Consider the following 17,370-nt stretch of genomic DNA (forward strand, 5'->3'; position numbering starts at 1 on the left):
CGAGCCTATTCCTGCCAAGCCTTGCCCAGAACCCTCAACCAGTTTTCACGGCAAAGCTTTGCGAGATCCTCGTCAGCGTATCCCTCAGTTTTGAGGGCCGCAACCAGATTTTGATTGCCTGCAGCATCGCTGATCTGCTGCGGTATCGTGGCGCCGTCGAAGTCCGATCCGAGCGCCACGCAGTCGATCCCCATCCGCTCGACCATGTAGTTGATGTGGCGCACCATGTCGGAAAGCGGGGTCGCCGCATCGTCGCGCCCGTCGGGCCGCAGCATGGTCACCGCATAGTTCAGCCCGGCCAGACCTCCGCTTTCCTTGATCGCGTCCATCTGCCTGTCCGTCAGGTTGCGGGCGACCGGCGTCAGCGCATGCGCGTTGGAATGGCTGGCGATCAGCGGCTGGTCGCTGGTCTTCGCCACATCCCAGAACCCCTTCTCGGTAATATGCGAAAGGTCGATCGCGATGCCGAGCCGGTTGCATTCCTTGACCAGCCGGAAGCCGGCATCGGTGAGCCCCGGCCCCGTATCGGTCGTCATAGGAAAGGCGAACGGCACGCCATGGCCAAAGATGTTGTGGCGGCTCCAGACGGGACCGAGCGACCGCAGGCCCGCCGCATGGAACACGTCGAGATTGACGAGATCCGCATCGATCGCCTCACAGCCCTCCATATGCATCACGGCGGCAAACACACCGTCCGCCATCGCCTTGCGGATCTCCGCCACCGACCGGCACAACCGCCAAGCCCCTGCCCGGTCTAGCCGCAGCGCGATGGAGGCCATTTCCAGCGCTATATCCAGCGACGGCGCATAATCGAGCGGCGCCGCCAGCGGCGTCGCATAATATCCATCCGCATCCGGATCCGACAGAACCAGATCGCCCGAGGGAATGTAGATGGCACAAAGCCCCCCACCAAGACCGCCCTTTTTCGCCCGCGGCGCATCAATATGCCCCCCCGCCGTCCCCCCGGCAAACTCCGCCACCGGATCCCCACCAGCCTTCATGTTCCGCCAAAGCCGCAAAAGCACATCGTTATGGCCGTCGAACACCAATTGCATGATTTCATTCCCGATATCGTGATTGTCAGAAGCGGTGGGTGATCGCGATCCTATCCCGCCGGCCGTGTTTCGCAAGGTGGAAATGCGCTCTGATGCACCTGTCGAAATAACAGCCCGATCAAGAGCTCCCCGCATTGCGGACGCGATGGCACTGGATTCCTGTGACAAGCTCCCTCATCACTTTGCTCGTCACAGGAACCCAGCCGCGCGAAGTCCTTCGCGTGAGAGAACGCTTTTTGGACTGACGTCACACCCCCCACAACCCCTCACCCGCCCTTACCAGCATCGGCGTCCCAAACACCCCTACGGCCCTCTCCCGCCACTCGGCCCCGAACCCGTCGAGCCTGTCATGCCAGCGCACCGATTGCAGCATTGCCGCCCCGATCGCGACCGGTTCGATGCCCTGCGACGCCAGCAGCGTCAGACCGGCGACGATCGAGGTACCGGAGGAAATGACGTCGTCCACCAGCACCACGCGCTTGCCCGTGATGAGAGGCAGCATGCGCGGATCGACATAGAGGCGCTTCACCTGGTCGGGTGTGGTGATCGACGACAGCGGCACGGACATCGTCTCGTCGTACCAAAATTTCCTGGAGGTCCCCAGCGGAACGTAGCGCGGCAATCCCAGCGCGCGGGCGACGGCTGAGGCGAGCGTTAGGCCAAGCGTCGGCAGGCCGACGATCACCTCGGGGCGGTAGGGTTCGAGTTTCTTTGCGAGATCCGCCGCCAGCGCATCCTGCACCTCGAAACTCGCCTGGTTGATGATCAGCGAGGCGAGTGCGTGTTTGCCGTCGGAAAGCGGTCGGATCGGCAGGCGCAGCTGTTGCCCGTCATCGAGACTGACGGGAAAGAACCCTGAAAACGGCGCCTCGCCCGAAAACGTGCCCGCCGGATGGATATCCTGCCAGAAGTCGTGCGGCTGCATGAACGCCCCTTATCCGAGAATTTCGAGAACGGGGCTTTCCAGCACCTTGCCTGTTGCGACATCGGCGATGCCCCTGTCGGTCTGGTGCGGACCGGGATTGCAGGCAAGCGTCGCGCCAAAGCAGGCCTTGAACACGAGATAGGGCGGCGTCCAGTCGACGATGCCGTCCATCGCGGCGCGGATGGCACGAAAGCCGTCTGCTACCTCTTCCATCGGCGCTTCCGAAACGAGACCCGAGAGCGGCAGCGGCAGCAGCACCTCCACCTTGCCGTTGATCGCCACCGCCATGCCGCCACCGGCGGAAATCACCGCATTGGCGGCAACGGCCATATCGACTGGATCGGCGCCGAACACGGTCAGGTTATGGCTGTCATGCGCAAGCGTGGTGGCAAAAGCGCCGCGCCATGTGCCCCAGCCGGTGAGGAACCCGACGCGGGTGCGGCAGTCTGCCCGGCCATGGCGGTGGGTCACGGCAATCAGCGTCGCACCTTCGGGGGGCACCACGAAACCATCGACGACGTCGGCATCCGCGCTTCCCCAGCGGGTAAACCGTGGCCGGTCGATTGTGGCGAGGCGCACCTTTGCGCCCTCCGACCGAACCCGGAAATCATCAGGCTGCAGAGGCTTGAGCTTGACCGAAGCCGTCAGCGGAGCCGGATCGGTCGGTTTGATCTCGACCGATATCGAACCGCCACAGCCAACTTCCGTGCCGCTGGCCAGCACATGCCGGGCGCGAAATTCCGTGAAATCCTCGAAGATGGCAATATCGGCACGCCGCCCGGCGGCGATCAGGCCGAGATCGGCGCGGCCGATGCGCTGGGCCGCGTTCAACGTCGCGGCCTGAAGCGCCCATTCCGGCTTCATTCCATAGCGCACCAGCCTGCGCACCACGTCGTCCAGCCCGCCGCCGTCGACGAGATCGTCCGGAAACACGTCGTCGGTGCAAAGCGTCAGCGTCTGCGGCAGACGGCCCAGTTCGCCAAGCGCTGCGACGAACTCCGGCAGAAGATGGTCATGGCTGCCGCGCAGCTCCACCGTCAGTCCGGCGCGCAGCTTGGCGATCAGGTCTGCGCCCGAAACAAGCTCGTGGTCGGAGGTGATGCCGGATGCCATGAAGGCATTGAGATCCGCATCGGCAAGACCGCGGGCATGGCCGCAGACCAGCTTTTCCGCAGCCAGCGCCACTTGCACGATCTCGCTCATGCGCGGGTCGCGATCGATCACGCCGCGCATGTTCATCACTTCGGCCAGACCGGCGATCTTCGGCCAGTAAAGCATTTCCTCGATCGCATCGGCTTCGAAACTGGCGCCCGCCATTTCGAGCCCCGGTGCAGACGGTACGCAAGACGGCGCAAGAACCAGGCACCGCAGCGGCAGGCACTTCACCGCCTCGACCGCCCAGCGCACGCCATCGACACCGTTGACGTTGCCGAATTCGTGCGGATCCCACACGACGGTGGTGACGCCGCGCGGCAGCACGGTTTGCGCATAGGTGGCCGGCGTCACCATCGAGCTTTCGATATGCATATGCGTATCGATCAGCCCCGGCGACACAAAGGCACCGCCGGCATCGATCACCCGGTCGGCATCGCTGCGGCTAGCAGGCGCGTGGACGCTGGCGATCAGCGGCCCGACAATGCCGATATCGGCCGCGCGGAGTTCGCCCGTCACCATGTCGACGAGGGTGCCGCCGGTGATCAGGATATCGAAAGGCGCATCGCCGCGGGCAGCGATCACGGCCCGGTCGCGCAAGCCCGCATCGGTAAACCCGTAGATGTCAGTCACGATGGTCTTCATCTCGCCGCTCATCACCACGTTGCCTCCGCCTTGAGGGTTTCAAGGATCGTATCGCGCGCCTTTTCGACGTCTATCTCGGCCGCATAGGATCCGTTGAAACCGCTAACCTTGGCCGCCCGGGTCTCCACCACGGTCCGCCCACGCGTCACGGTACCGGCGGTTTCCATGTCGATGCGCGCCTCGCGCCAGGTGACGTGATCCGGATAGGCGAAGGCGAAGGCGGCAACCGCATCGTAAAGCGCCATCGCCGGCCGGCCGCGGCTGGTGGCGATCTCGACGAAGCCCGCCAGAAGATCGGCCACCAGCGTCGCGTTGCGTCCGCCGGCAGCGCGGATCGGCGCCACGTCATCCGGAAAGCACAAAACCTTGCGGCAGATATCGAGATCGACCATCCTGAGCGGGATCTGATGCGCAAGCACGATGGCCACTGCTTCCGGATCGGCATAGGCGTTGAATTCGGCAGATGCGGTGTGATTGCCGGCCGTCAGGCTTCCGCCCATCCAGGTGAGATCGGTGATTTTCGCGGCAAGATCCGGCCGTGCCAGCGTAACGGCTGCGATATTGGTAAGCGGCCCCATTGCAAGGATCCGGCGCGCGTCGCCCTCGCTCGTTTCCAGCCACCGGCACAGTGCCTCGAACGCATCGTCGGTAATCGTATCCGGCATGTCCGGCAGGTGCAGACCGGCGCTCGGCATGCCTTCATCGCCCAGCACGTCCTGCGCCGTCTCAAGCCTGCCCATCACTGGAAAGGCGCGGCCCGCGTGAACCGGGAACGGCCAGACGAAGGCCGCACAGGCACCAGCCGCATTGCCGCGCACCCGTTCAATCGGTGCATTGCCGAACACAAGCGAAACCCCGTCCACGCCGAGGCCGGCATGCGCTGCGACCATGATCGCCGCGATGTCGTCGAACCCCATATCGGTGTCGATCCAGATGCCCATGGCTATATCTCCTCAGGCGATGCGCGAAAGTTGCGCGGCCTTGTGTACCGGCAGGTCGAAGGACAGGTCCGAGCCGGACACATGCACCGGTTCGGAGGCATCCACCTCAGCCTTGATCGGACCGAGCGCGCTGTCCAGCAAATATTCGCGGGAATGGCCGGCAAACGATGTGCCGCGCACGGTTCCGCGAAACGGGCCGGTTCCAAGCGTCACCATGCGCGGACGCCAGGCGAGACCCGCAGCCGAAGGTGCCTCCAGGCCGGGTGCGACCGAGAGCGGAACGCTGCCGTTGTCCGTCTTCAGCCCGCCGCCTTCCAGCGCAAAGATGTTCTCGAAACCGACGAAATCCGCCACGAAGGAGGAGGTCGGCCGGTTGTAGATATCTTCAGGCGTGCCGATCTGCTCGATCGCGCCGTTCTTCATGACGACGATCCGGTCGGCAAGCGACAGGGCTTCCGCCTGGTCGTGGGTGACGAAGATCATCGTCACGCCGGTTTCGCGCTGGACGCGCTGCAATTCGGTGCGCATTTCCAGCCGCAGCCGGGCATCGAGATTGGACAGCGGCTCGTCGAGCAGCAGAACCTTCGGCTCCATCACCATCGAGCGGGCAAGCGCCACGCGCTGCTGCTGGCCGCCGGAAAGCTCGGCCGGCTTGCGGTCGGCAAATTTTGCCAGACCGACGGAGGCGATGCCGGACTGCACCTTGGAATCCAGTTCCGCGCCCTTCATGCCCTTCAGCCGCAACCCGAAGGCAACGTTTTCATAGACGGAGAGATGCGGGAACAGCGCATAGGACTGGAACACCAGCCCCACGGCACGCTTGTTCGGCGCCGTGCGCGTCATGTCCTCGCCGTCGAGGATGACGTTGCCGGATTTGACCGGCAACAGCCCGGCGATTGCCCGCATGGTCGTCGTCTTGCCGCAGCCGGAGGGGCCGAGCAGCGCGATGAGTTCGCCACGCCGGACCGACAGGTCGAGATCGGCAACGGCCACGCTGTCGCCATAGGCAAGCGTCAGCTTTTCAAGCGAGAGATAGGATTGATCAGACATAGCGGGAAAATCCGAGAAAGCGTTCAGCAGCAAAAACGATGCCGATGGACAGGAAGGCGAGCAGCGACGAGAGCGCCGCAACCGACGGATCGAAGACGATTTCCATATAGGCCATCATGTCGATCGGCAGCGTGCGCACGCCGGGACCGGACAGGAACAGCGATACGGGCACCTGGTTGAACGAGGTGACGAAGCCGAGGATGAAGGCCGATAGAATGCCGCCCTTGATGTTGGGCATGACCACCCGGAAGAAGGCACCGAGCCGGGAGGAACCAAGCAGCACCGCCGCTTCCTCGATATCCGAGCGCAGGTTGTCGAGGCTCGCCGACACGACGCGCACCGCATAGGGCAGTATCAGCGCGGTATGGGCCAGAAACAGCGCAAGCGTAATGCCGACGCCGAACGGCACGACCACATAGCGCAGCAGCGAAAGGCCGACGATGATGCCGGGCACGATGATCGGCGCGGAAACGATAGTGCGGATGATTTCCGCCCCCGGCAGCCGGTAGCGCGACAGCGCGTAGGATGCGGGAATGCCGAGCACCAGCGCTGCCGCCGTGCCGCCGATGGCGAGAAACATCGACATCGCAAACGAGGCGCGGAAGCTTTCGACGGTAAAGACCTTGAGGATCCATTGCAGCGAAAAGCCCTGCGGCGGAAAGGACAAAGTCTCGCCGGCCGAAAACGACGCCGCGACGATGATCAGGAACGGCCCGATCAGAAAGGTCGCCAGCAGAAACAGCGTGGTGGGGACGAACAGGCTGCGAGCGGTCATCGGGCGGCCTTTCTCTGCGTGTTGCGCGCCGTTGCCACCCGCTTCAGGAGAAGGTTGGCGGCAAAGCTCATGACGATCAGGATGCAGGCGATGACGCTTGCGGCGACAAAATTGTTGCTGACGGCAACCTGCTGGTACATCAGCGTTTCCAGCATCAGCACCTTGGAGCCGCCAAGGATGGCCGGCGTGATATAGGCGGTGAGGCAGCCGGTGAAGACCAGCGTTCCGCCGATCACAAGCCCTTCCTTGGTGAGCGGCAGGATCACCTTCCAGAACACCTGGAACCAGTTGGCGCCGAGCACCCGTGCTGCTGGAACCGCATCCTTCGGCATATTCTCGAGCGCCGAGATCAGCGAGATGATCATCAGGGGCAGGAACAGCTGCAACAGGCCGATAAAGATCGCCGTTTCGGAAAACAGGATGCGCAGCGGCGCCTCGCTCAGCCCCAGCACCTGGAAGGCCTGGTTGACGATGCCGGTGCGGCCAAGAATGACAATCCACGCATAGGTGCGCGCCACCGGCGAGATCATCAGCGGCAAAACGACCAGCCCGGTCATGCGCCCCTTGGCGGCGGGCGACAGGCTGACGATGGAAAATGCCGCCGCATATCCGATCACCGCCGAAACCACCGTCACCAGCGCGCCGAGTTTCAGCGTGCGCAAAAACACCGCCTGATTGAGCGGCGAGGAAAAGAACTCGCCATACGCCGCAAGCGTCCAGCCGCCATCAAGGCTCCTGAACCCGTCAGACAGAAGGATCAGCACCGGCACGATAAACACCGCCGCCGCGAAAATCGCGGCAGGCAACGCCAGTGCAAACGCCTCGGCCCGGTTTTGAAACATGCGTGGTCTCCGGTAGTATCGTCGGACTGTGTCTCGTCATCATTCACGCGCGCTTCGCAAGCCGCGCCCTTTCAGCCCGGAACCCGGGCCGAAAGGTTTGCGGCGCCGCAAGACGCGCGGTTTGCTGAAGCTTACTGCCCGACCTTGTCGTTCCAGGTCTTGATCCAGCCCGCGCGGTTATCGAGAGCGACGGCAGACGGGATGAACTTGAGGCTTTCGGCAGTTGCCTTGCCGAAGGTGAGATTGCCGGCGATCTCGTCGGACACCTTCACCTCGCTGTTGGCAGGGCTATCCACCAGCTTTTCGGCAAGCTTGGTCTGGATCTCGGTCGACAGCCAGAAATCCATGAACTGCAGCGCCAGGTCACGGTTCTTGGAGCCCTTGGTGACGACCATGACATTCATGCCGCCGGCTTGGCCTTCCTTAGGCGTCGCCCATGCCATCGGCAGGCCGAGCTTGGTAAACGGCGCCCAGGCGAAACGACCGGCGGGCGCTGCCCAGATTTCTTCCTGCTTCATCAGCTGCACCAGCTGCGAGGATTTCTCGTAGAAGGTGACGATCTCGTCCTTGTTCTCGCCGATCGTCGCGATCGGGGCGGCAAGGTCAGGCGTATCCTTGCCCAGCGCCTGGCCGAGCATGTAGAGCGTTGGTGCCGCGCCATTGGTAGTGATGTTCGGAAACGCGATATGGCCGACATATTCCGGCTTGAACAGATCCGCCCAGCTTTCGATCTTCATCTTGTCGGACCGGTAGACGATCGAGTTGGCGTAGAACGTGTAGCCGACGCTCTTGCCGTCCTGGTTGGGATCCTTGGCGATGTCGTACAGCGCGTTGAAGCTCTTGAGCTTGGCCGTATCGATCGTGTCGGTCAGATCCTTGCGGGACGCAGACAGCGCATCGGCCATGGAGACGACGGCCATGTCGATGACCGGATTGGCCTTGTTGGCCTCCATCTTGGCCACCCGCTCGACGCTGTTGCCGGTCTCGACCACCAGCTTGCAGCCGCAGATCGCCTGGAAGGGATCATAGACGATCTGCTTGTACTCGTCCTGCGCCAGCGCATAGACGGAAATGGTCAGCGTCTTTTCCTGTGCCTGGGCAAGGCCTGTCGTGGCAAGCAAAACTGCGGCGGATGCGGTAATCAGGGTCTTCATGGGTCATTCCCTTCCAAGGCTGGGGATGCGGGTGAAAATTGGGGGCTGGAAACGGATGCGGTGGTCTGGCGGGCAACGAGTGTCATCGGCACGCGATCGGTCTTTGCAACGGCTGTGACGCCGACCGTTATGGTCGCGGCATCAGGCTCGGCCGCATCATCGCCGATCACGCCGACCAGCGCGCCGACGGCAATCTCGGCAATCGCCGCCATATCCTGGCGCACGGTGGTAAGGCCCGGCGAAACCACCGACGACCAGACGAGATCGTCGAAGCCGGTGACGCTTGCCTGCTGCGGAATGCGGATGCCGGATTGCTGCAATTCGGTCAGCGCACGCAGCGCATGCAGATCGCTCGTGGCGGCAAAGGCGGTAAAGCCGAGCTCGACCTTCTGCTTCAAGCCAAGCGAACAACCGGCTCCCGCCAGTGCCTCAAGCTTTTCGATCCAGATCGTCTCGAAGCGGGCACCCTTCGGCAGGCGCGATTTCATGCCGCCGATGCGATCGTTCTGAACGTTCGAGAGCGGATTGGCGCCGATCAGCACAAAATTCCGGTGCCCGAGCCCGACCAGATGATCGGCGACCACCTGGCCACCCTGCCAATGATCGGAAGAAACCGTGTTGCCTGGAGTCGACGGGCTGTCGATGACGGCGACCGGGCAACCGAGGTCGGCAATGCGGGTACCGAGCCGCGGCACGATGACGATCCCGTCGACCTGGCGCTCGACCAGCCGCTGGATCGCAAGCGTCTGCATCGAACTGTCGCCACGGCTGTCGGCGATCAAAACGCCGTAACCGGCATCGGCTGCAGCATTCTCGATCGCCTGGGCAATCTGCGGGAAAAGCGGATTGGCAATATCGGGAAGCACCAGCCCGATGACGCGGCTGCGCCCCGTGCGAAGCGCCCGCGCCGTCACGCTCGGCACATACCCAAGCTCCTCGGCCTTCGCCCGTATCTTCGCCCCAAGCTCCGGCGAAACCCGCCCCTTGCCCGACAACGCATTCGACACGGTGGCCGCCGACACGCCAAGGGCGCTCGCTATCGCAGTCATGTTCGAACCGGGGCGGATGGGAGCCATCGAGGCGCTCTGATTAATCGTTTAATCAGAAAAGCAGAAAACGGATGAGGAGTCGAGTCCTGCCGGATGGTTGCAAACTCACGCCCTGGGCGGCCAGAGCGAAAATCCGGCACCACAGCATGGGCTTGGGGCACACCCAGCGTGAAGCAGAGGGCTTGGTCTACTAAGGGATCAATCCGCGGCCGAAGACATGGCTGGGGTGTCGCCTGCGGTCATGGCGTGCATCGTTGACCGCCGTCCTGTTCGCTCGATCCTTGAAACCCGTTGGCGATATCGGCAAGCGTCACCCCGGCAAACCTCTTGCGCAGCAGGTCCTCTGCTTCGTTGAAGACGTCCGTCAAAGTCCCGTTGACCGCCTGTTCGATCGGACATCCCGGCATGTCGTAAGCGGGTCCAACCGCAAAGATCGACGGTTCTCCGACCGCCCGGTAGATATCGAGAAGCGTCAGTTCCTCGAGAGGACGCGCCAGCGTCCAGCCGCCACCATGCCCTTTTACGGAGCTGACATACCCTTCGTCGCGCAGTCCCGCCATGGTGCGCCGGATGACGACAGGGTTGGCGTCGAGCATCTGTGCGATCATCTCGGATGTCATCGCCCCGTCATGTCGCCCCATATGGATCAACACATGCAGCATGCGCGATAGCCGACTGTCCTGCCTCATCCTATGCTCCCTCTCGTGCTTTCCCCACCGACACTAGCACGATCGTCATTCACGATACAATCGAAGTGCCATGAGGCTTGACCCATCTTTTCACGACACTTATGTTGTTGCGAGATAAAGGAGGAAGTCATGAGCGACACGATCTACGACGTCATCATCATCGGAGGCAGCTACGCCGGGCTGTCGGCAGCGCTTCAACTCGGCCGCGCGCGTCGAAAGGTCCTGATGATCGACGAAAGCCTCAGACGCAATCGGTTCGCATCCCACTCGCATGGCTTCCTCACCCAGGACCATGTCGATCCCGCTGAAATTGCAGCCGAGGCCCGGTCACAGGTCATGGAGTACCCAACGGTGGATTGGGTCTCGGGTCGTGCAGAGACTGTTCAGCGCAACGGTGAGAAAGGCTCCGGAGCGGCTCATGTCACCGTTTTGGTGAGAGACACCCGTTACCGTTCGCGCCGGCTGATCCTGGCGCTGGGCGTACGCGACATTCTTCCCGACATCGAGGGGCTGAAGGAGCGTTGGGGCAAGAGCGTGTTCCATTGCCCCTACTGCCACGGCTACGAACTCAACCAGGGCAAGATCGGCGTCATCGCCGGCTCGGCGCTCTCGATGCACCATGCGCTGATGCTTCCCGACTGGGGACCGACAACCCTGCTTCTCAACCAGGCATTCGAGCCGGATAGAGATCAGCTTCAATCCCTCGCAGCGCGCGGCGTCGTCATCGAGCGCTCCCCCGTGAAGGCCCTCACCGATCACGCCGATGTGCAGCTTGTAGATGGAAGGACCCTGTCTTTCTCCGGCCTGTTCGCGCTTGCTCCCTTCGAGGTCTCCACCTCGATCGCGCAGCAGCTCGGCCTCGACATGGAGCAAGGCCCACTTGGCGCTACCATCAAGACTGATGCGATGAAGGAAACCAGCCTGCCCGGCGTCTTCGCCTGCGGCGACGCCGCGCGGCCCATGGCCTCAGTTGCACTCGCGGTCGGCGATGGAAGCCTGGCGGGTGTGGCTGCTCACCGGTCGTTGCTGTTAGCAACCATCAAGCATGAATAGGTTCAAGGAGCGACGGATGGCTTATGGTGAAGGGGCGGGACGCACCGTTCCGTCACCCCTCGCCGCCCACTCACCACCCCACCACCTCCTGCCCATACCGCGCCACCTCCTCCAGCAGCCACTCCCGAAACGCCACGACCGGCCTGAAATCGCGTTTGCTGATGGGTGCCACCGCATAATAGGCGCTGGGACTTCTGACTTCATGCGGGAAGGCTTCGACCAGCTGGCCGCTCGCCAGTTCGCTGTCGATCAGGAACAGCGGCATCAGCGCGACGCCCAGCCCCGCGATCGCTGCCTGCGCAACGCTTGAGAACTGTTCAAAGCGCATCGCCTGGGAGGGTGCCGTGTCGATGCCAAGGCTTGCGAACCAGTGGCTCCAGGCGCCGGGTCGCGAGGCCATGTGCAGAAGCGGCAGCCGCAGCAGGTCCTCGCCCGCGCGGATCGGGTGGCTGGCCAGAAATTCGGGCGAGCAGACGGGCGCCACCATTTCGCTCATCAGATAGGTGCACTCGGCCCCCGGCCAGTCGGGCGTACCCACATGGATCGCCATGTCGATGCCCTCGCGGTCGAAATCGAACACGCCGATGCGGGTCGCGAAATTCAGCGTCACCTGCGGATGCCGGGCGACGAATTGCGGAATGCGCGGCATCAGCCAACGGGTGCCGAATGTCGGCAAGATCGCAAGGTTCAGCTGGTCGCCATGCCGTTTGCTCATGGCGGCAAGCGAGGCCGAGCGGATCTGGGAGAGCGCCACGCTGATCGATTTGGCATAGTCCGCCCCGGTCTCGGTCAGCACCACACCACGGCTGGTGCGCTCGAACAGCGGCATGCCCAGCTGCTCCTCAAGCCCGGAAACCTGCCGGCTGATGGCGCCTTGCGTCAAGGACAGTTCTTCGGCGGCCGCCGAAAAACTGCCGAGCCTGGCAACGGAATCGAAGGCGGCAAGCGCCGAGGTGGACGGCAGAAGCTTTCGCGACAGGGTGAGCATGCCCTATGACTATAGATCATGACGGGTTGAGTAAACGGGTCTTGCCCTTGCGCGCCCCACGGCGATAATCGCCATCAACAGAATTGCTGAAATCCGGAGGCCCGAGAAGCATGGCGTTTAACTGGAACGATCCCTTTCTCATCGAAGACCAACTGAGCGACGAAGAGCGGATGATCCGCGATGCCGCCGCAAGCTTTGCCAAGGCCGAACTCGCGCCCCGCATCAACGATGCCTATCTCGACGAAACCACGGACAAGGACCTGTTCAAGCTGATGGGCCAGACCGGCCTTCTCGGCGTGACGCTGCCTGAGGAATATGGTGCCGCCAACGCCTCCTACGTCGCCTACGGCCTCGTCGCACGCGAGATCGAGCGCATCGACAGCGGCTATCGCTCGATGATGAGCGTCCAGTCGTCGCTGGTGATCTACCCGATCTTCACCTACGGCTCCGACGAGCAGAAACAAAAGTACCTGCCCGGCCTCGTCTCCGGTGACCTGATCGGCTGTTTCGGCCTGACCGAACCGGACGCCGGCTCCGACCCCGGCGGCATGAAGACCCGCGCCGAAAAGATCGAAGGCGGTTATCGCCTCCGCGGCGCAAAAACCTGGATCTCCAACGCCCCGATCGCCGACGTCTTCGTCGTCTGGGCGAAATCGGAAGCCCATAACAACGAGATCCGCGGCTTTGTGCTCGAAAAGGGCATGAAGGGTCTTTCGGCCCCGAAGATCGGCGGCAAGCTTTCGCTGCGCGCCTCGATCACAGGCGAAATCGTCATGGACGGCGTCGAAGTGACCGAAGATGCCATCCTGCCCAACGTGTCGGGCCTGAAAGGCCCGTTCGGCTGCCTCAACCGCGCCCGCTACGGCATTTCCTGGGGCGTGATGGGCGCTGCCGAAGACTGCTGGTTCCGCGCCCGCCAGTATGGCCTTGATCGCAAGCAGTTCGGCAAGCCGCTCGCCGGCACCCAGCTCTACCAGAAGAAGCTCGCCGACATGCAGACCGAAATCACACTCGGCCTGCAGGCTAGCTTGCGCGTCGGCCAGCTGATGGACCAGCACAAGATGGCCCCGGAAATGATCTCCATCGTCAAGCGCAACAACTGCGGCAAGGCACTCGACATCGCCCGCCAGGCCCGCGACATGCACGGCGGCAACGGCATCCAGATCGAATACCACGTCATGCGCCACGCCCAGAACCTGGAAACGGTCAACACGTATGAAGGCACGCATGATGTGCATGCGCTGATCCTCGGCCGTGCGCAGACGGGGATTCAGGCGTTTTTCTGAGGCGGGATTTTGGTGAACCATGCCCGGCGCGCGGATGCGTGCCGGGCGTTTTTGCGTGAGGTGGGCATGGGGCGGACGGTTTGCGCAAGAGGCGGTCATGGCTGCGACCTAAGAAAAACGACCGAGTTGGGGCCGGGAGCGGACTGGCTGCTTTGAGGCGCTCAAGAGTTAATTGCTGCAGGATGCGGTCATTGCTTGTGCTGACCGCGTTTTTGTATGAGATCTCCTTGCGAGAAGAGATATCCCGGACGAGGCTTACTACTCCGACGATACGTACTCGCTAGCGTTGACCTGAGGTCAATACGACCATGCATTCTTGATAAAAAGCTCTATCTCTTCAGGCTCGATAGTCTCCTTGGTGTCCGCGGCGTCGGCAACAACGATCTTAGTAACGTCGAGCGCCTTCAGGACATCCTTTGATTGGATCCAATCGTTGTTCCACAACGGTTCTGGCTTGCCGTTCACGATCTGGCAGATTGGCTCATTGCTGACGAACTCCAATCCCACGGCTTTTGGCTTAGTTACCCGCTGCAGCCAAATTTCGAGGTAGCCATTATAGGGGAGCCGGGACATCTTCTTGTGGACATGTCCCCACAAGTCTCCTTTTTCAGCCTTTGGCGCGACGGAGATAAGGTGGCTTAGGATGCCAGCCACGGCCGGGAAAGTTCCTGGCGACACCATTGCGATATCCGTGGCAATCGCAACCTGCACACCGAGATCGTCTGGCGTCATCTTTTGCTTGGCGATTTTGGAGTGCATTTCCCCAACTAAGCGCTTCAACGCGCCGCTGTTGGGGAAACGACGACCGAAGGCATGCAAGCGCATCAATTGCTTCTGTATGGTCTTCGCGTTCGCCTCCCCAAGATCCTGCAGGTCGATTCCAGCAAGTTTATCGGGTTTGATCGACCCTTCGACGACATTGGTGGCCGAAACGGTCTTCGACACGCCCAGCTTCATGCCAATGGTTCGCAAAGCGTCGCTCACGACTTTAAGGATTCTCTCCGCATGCTCGTCGCTGTTGGTGAAAATGCGATAGTCGTCGCGGTAGCGCAGGATCCGGAAATCGGTCGGCGGACCCAGCTTTTCGGTTATCAGGTAATCGACATACCCAAGGACGATTTCGGCGATGAAATCCATGAGGACTGACCCTTGGGGAATGCCGTTGGTTTGGCCGTAGCGACTCGCTTGGATATGGCCGTCGATCTGGTTGCCCAAGAGCTTCTTGTCGGTCTTCCCTTTCTTTGCCGTCTCGAGGCCATGCAGCGCCCACGCGATGCTGTGCGTATAAAGTGAGCCGTAGCAGTCCGTGACATCGGTATGCAGAATATGCGTAAAGTCGAGCGAATGAAGCAATGAACTCTGTTCGACCTGCTGCCACCAGCTCTGGATCTGCGCAGCCTGGTCGGACTGATCGTCGACCGACATCACCAGTGAGCTGCAGCAATCGACGGCTCCACCTTCGAAACTGGCCAATTGCGCGAGGATCTGCTTCCAATTGCCTTCGTCGCATATCAAGTTGACCAGAGATACGTAGATGACCGGGTGAATCAGCTCCAAGGGACGCCACGCAAACCGTCCATCCTTGTTGGATAGAAAGATGTAGTTCACGTCCGACAAATGGTCTGGATTCGAGCCTTTGATACTCCAGAAATGACCATCCTTGAGTGCGGCGGCGACGTCCGTGATGATCGGGCCAAAGTTCAGGTAGTCGGGAAAGTCCCCATTGAAATAGCTTGCGTCCTTGAGAAAATGCGCTTTGGCCTCGGCTGCGGTCAGCTCAGTCAGCTTCTTCATAGATCGCTCACCCGCACAAATGGTAGGCCCGTCTCGGCGGCTTTCCGGGCCTTATCCCGAAGCAGTTTGTCGAGAGAGATGCCGCGCGACAGGGATTCATGCATGTCTAAACCGTCCATGCAAATGATCCGCTTAGCACGGCCAAAGGCGGCCAAACCATCTGCCGAGAAGCCCGCGTAGCTCACAAAGAGACCCCGTGACCAATCGGATTTCTCCCCGATCTTGCCCTGAAAAACATGCAGATCGGCCGCGTCCGATGGCTTATTCTGCCATTTCGCTTCTAAGAGATAGGTATGGCCGTCGAGCTGGAAGCTTCCGTCGATCTGCTCGCCCCGGTTCCGAAACGCTTTGTGGGCTTCCAAGCGGTAGGCGTCGAACAGGTCGCGCAGGAATTCCTCGAAAGCGTAGCCCCGCGGATGGGGGGCGAGCGAACCAAGATCAAGCAATCGCTTGGTGAAACCGGCGACTTTGGTGGGATCCAGCACGATGGCAGACGCCGGCGGCGCTGGGGCCGCCGGTTTGTACCACTGCCCACCAATGCTCGAAACTAGGGCCTCCATGCGGTTATCGATATTGGCTAGTGTTTCCTGTTCGCCGTCCCGCTCCATAAGGGCTTGGCGGTACTCCCACAGGGAATTGATGGCCTTAACGACGGCCGCCAGGCTTTCATTCTGGACGAAATATCGGAAGCGTTTCGCTTTCGATCCGCCTTCGACCGAGTAACGGGGATGGTCAATGTCAATGCCGACTTCTTCACGAAAGAAGTTTCCGAAAGTCTTGTCCGAAAAATTTAGGACGTACCCGCCACCCATGCGGAAAACGTCGTCAAGAAGCAGCATCTGCATGGATTTGAGGTTCGGCATGCAAAATCATAGCGCTGTTAGTCCGAACGGGAAACACGTTCGACTACAATCTATTGTGGAAATCCGGCACTACGCAAGCCGGTATGCGGTTAATCGCCCGCATCCGCTATCATGCATCGCCCGCTTGCTTACCAATGGCAGAGCGCAGCTTGAGCAACGACAGCTTTTGGGAAACGTCCGTCGAGCTCTAAACGACAGAAATGAAGGCGCATAGCGGCTACACGACAGCAACCACAATCCCCCCTCACCCCCCACGCCGCTTTTCGTCATTGGCCATCCCCCACCCTTCGGTGTATCACAAATCACTGCCGCCGCTCGGGCGTGGCGATGCATGAAGGCGCGCGCGAAGAATGCACGGAACGGAAAAACCGGAAACCGATAACCCGCTGAGCGAACCCGAAGCGGCGTTCGATGTCGGCGATCGGCTCCGGCTGGTGCGCCAGGCGCACGGGCTGTCGCAGCGGGCCCTGGCGGTCAAGGCCGGCGTTACCCATTCGCTGGTGTCGCTGATTGAAAAGAACAAGGTCAGCCCCTCGGTCGCCTCGCTGAAGAAGATCCTGGAAGCGATCAACTATCCGATGACCGATTTCTTTGCGCTGACGCTGCCGCCCGTCGACCAGATCTTCTACCGTGCCGACGAACTGACGCCCTTGTCGACAGGCGCGCTGACGCTGTTGCAGGTGGGCGATGCCAAATCCCACAGCGTGCAAGTGTTTCACGAATTCTACGAGCCCGGCGCCGATACCGGCGAAACCATGCTCAGCCACGAGGCGGAGGAAGGCGGCGTCGTTGTTGCCGGCGAACTGGAAGTCACCGTCGGCACGCAGACCCGTATCCTGAAGCGCGGCGATGCCTATCTGTTCGACAGCCGCCTGCCGCATCGCTACCGAAATGTCGGACCTGTGCGCTGCGAGGTGGTCAGCGCCGTCACGCCTCCCTATCTATAGAGCACGCGGGGGCACGGCAGCTGAAAACGCTGCCCGGTTTAATCGATATAAGTATGACTTATTCGATGCCCGCCGTTGATTGTCTCCCGTCTTTGTCTTAACTCAGGCACCGGAACATTTGACACCTCTGCCGGCGGCCGGATGCACCTCCTTACCGCTTGC

At 61.6% G+C, this 17,370-nt stretch carries 16 protein-coding genes; 3 read left to right on the forward strand and 13 right to left on the reverse strand.

Going from position 1 to position 17,370, the window contains the following annotated elements:
• Nucleotides 1-5: 5 nt before the first annotated feature.
• From ASG19_RS19630 to ASG19_RS19675, 10 genes are all read right to left on the reverse strand, one after another.
• Nucleotides 6-1,055 (reverse strand): dipeptidase, encoded by a 1,050-nt coding sequence (locus ASG19_RS19630; RefSeq protein ID WP_062461340.1) that lies wholly within the window; start codon nt 1,053-1,055, stop codon nt 6-8.
• 247 nt (nt 1,056-1,302) lie between these two features.
• Nucleotides 1,303-1,980 carry a phosphoribosyltransferase gene (locus ASG19_RS19635; RefSeq protein ID WP_062461343.1) on the reverse strand — a complete coding sequence of 226 codons (678 nt, stop codon included), beginning with the start codon at nt 1,978-1,980 and terminating at the stop codon, nt 1,303-1,305.
• Between the two features lie 9 nt (nt 1,981-1,989).
• On the reverse strand, nt 1,990-3,777 hold the full coding sequence (locus ASG19_RS19640) for an adenine deaminase (protein WP_244476233.1): 1,788 nt from the start codon (nt 3,775-3,777) through the stop codon (nt 1,990-1,992).
• Nucleotides 3,778-3,788: 11 nt separating this feature from the next.
• A complete protein-coding gene (locus ASG19_RS19645) occupies nt 3,789-4,718 on the reverse strand; it encodes a nucleoside hydrolase (protein WP_062461349.1) in 930 nt (309 codons plus the stop codon).
• A gap of 12 nt (nt 4,719-4,730) precedes the next feature.
• Nucleotides 4,731-5,768: an ABC transporter ATP-binding protein gene (locus ASG19_RS19650; protein WP_062461352.1), complete on the reverse strand. Its 1,038-nt coding sequence runs from the start codon at nt 5,766-5,768 to the stop codon at nt 4,731-4,733.
• The gene (locus ASG19_RS19655; RefSeq protein WP_062461355.1) at nt 5,761-6,543 is read right to left on the reverse strand and encodes an ABC transporter permease; all 783 of its coding nucleotides are present in this window, start codon (nt 6,541-6,543) and stop codon (nt 5,761-5,763) included. Before ASG19_RS19655 ends, ASG19_RS19650 begins: the two co-directional genes overlap by 8 nt.
• Nucleotides 6,540-7,385: an ABC transporter permease gene (locus tag ASG19_RS19660; RefSeq protein WP_062461358.1), complete on the reverse strand. Its 846-nt coding sequence runs from the start codon at nt 7,383-7,385 to the stop codon at nt 6,540-6,542. Before ASG19_RS19660 ends, ASG19_RS19655 begins: the two co-directional genes overlap by 4 nt.
• A gap of 131 nt (nt 7,386-7,516) precedes the next feature.
• A complete protein-coding gene (locus tag ASG19_RS19665) occupies nt 7,517-8,539 on the reverse strand; it encodes an ABC transporter substrate-binding protein (protein ID WP_062461361.1) in 1,023 nt (340 codons plus the stop codon).
• Entirely contained in the window at nt 8,536-9,615 is a 1,080-nt protein-coding gene (locus tag ASG19_RS19670) for a LacI family DNA-binding transcriptional regulator (protein WP_062461364.1), read from the reverse strand. The genes ASG19_RS19665 and ASG19_RS19670 overlap by 4 nt, the downstream gene beginning before the upstream one ends.
• 212 nt (nt 9,616-9,827) lie before the next feature.
• Nucleotides 9,828-10,277 (reverse strand): Rrf2 family transcriptional regulator, encoded by a 450-nt coding sequence (locus ASG19_RS19675; RefSeq protein WP_062461367.1) that lies wholly within the window; start codon nt 10,275-10,277, stop codon nt 9,828-9,830.
• Between the two features lie 129 nt (nt 10,278-10,406).
• On the opposite strand from ASG19_RS19675, the gene ASG19_RS19680 reads away from it, so the two are divergent.
• Complete coding sequence (locus ASG19_RS19680) at nt 10,407-11,330, forward strand: NAD(P)/FAD-dependent oxidoreductase (RefSeq protein WP_062461370.1); 924 nt, start codon at nt 10,407-10,409, stop codon at nt 11,328-11,330.
• Nucleotides 11,331-11,400: 70 nt separating this feature from the next.
• Here the strand turns inward: ASG19_RS19680 and ASG19_RS19685 are convergent, their stop codons facing one another.
• A complete protein-coding gene (locus ASG19_RS19685) occupies nt 11,401-12,318 on the reverse strand; it encodes a LysR family transcriptional regulator (protein ID WP_062461373.1) in 918 nt (305 codons plus the stop codon).
• Between the two features lie 110 nt (nt 12,319-12,428).
• Here ASG19_RS19685 and ASG19_RS19690 point away from each other — a divergent pair, with 110 nt between their 5' ends.
• Nucleotides 12,429-13,604: an acyl-CoA dehydrogenase gene (locus tag ASG19_RS19690; protein ID WP_062461376.1), complete on the forward strand. Its 1,176-nt coding sequence runs from the start codon at nt 12,429-12,431 to the stop codon at nt 13,602-13,604.
• 297 nt (nt 13,605-13,901) lie between these two features.
• Here the strand turns inward: ASG19_RS19690 and ASG19_RS19695 are convergent, their stop codons facing one another.
• Both ASG19_RS19695 and ASG19_RS19700 read right to left on the reverse strand, forming a co-directional pair.
• Nucleotides 13,902-15,398, reverse strand: coding sequence for an RNA-directed DNA polymerase (locus ASG19_RS19695; protein ID WP_062461379.1), 1,497 nt, complete (start codon nt 15,396-15,398; stop codon nt 13,902-13,904).
• Complete coding sequence (locus ASG19_RS19700) at nt 15,395-16,261, reverse strand: restriction endonuclease (protein WP_062461382.1); 867 nt, start codon at nt 16,259-16,261, stop codon at nt 15,395-15,397. The genes ASG19_RS19695 and ASG19_RS19700 overlap by 4 nt, the downstream gene beginning before the upstream one ends.
• A 350-nt stretch (nt 16,262-16,611) precedes the next feature.
• On the opposite strand from ASG19_RS19700, the gene ASG19_RS19705 reads away from it, so the two are divergent.
• Nucleotides 16,612-17,208 (forward strand): cupin domain-containing protein, encoded by a 597-nt coding sequence (locus tag ASG19_RS19705; protein ID WP_062461385.1) that lies wholly within the window; start codon nt 16,612-16,614, stop codon nt 17,206-17,208.
• Nucleotides 17,209-17,370: the final 162 nt, after the last annotated feature.

The organism is Rhizobium sp. Leaf306, assembly GCF_001423425.1.
GTDB lineage: Bacteria > Pseudomonadota > Alphaproteobacteria > Rhizobiales > Rhizobiaceae > Neorhizobium > Neorhizobium soli.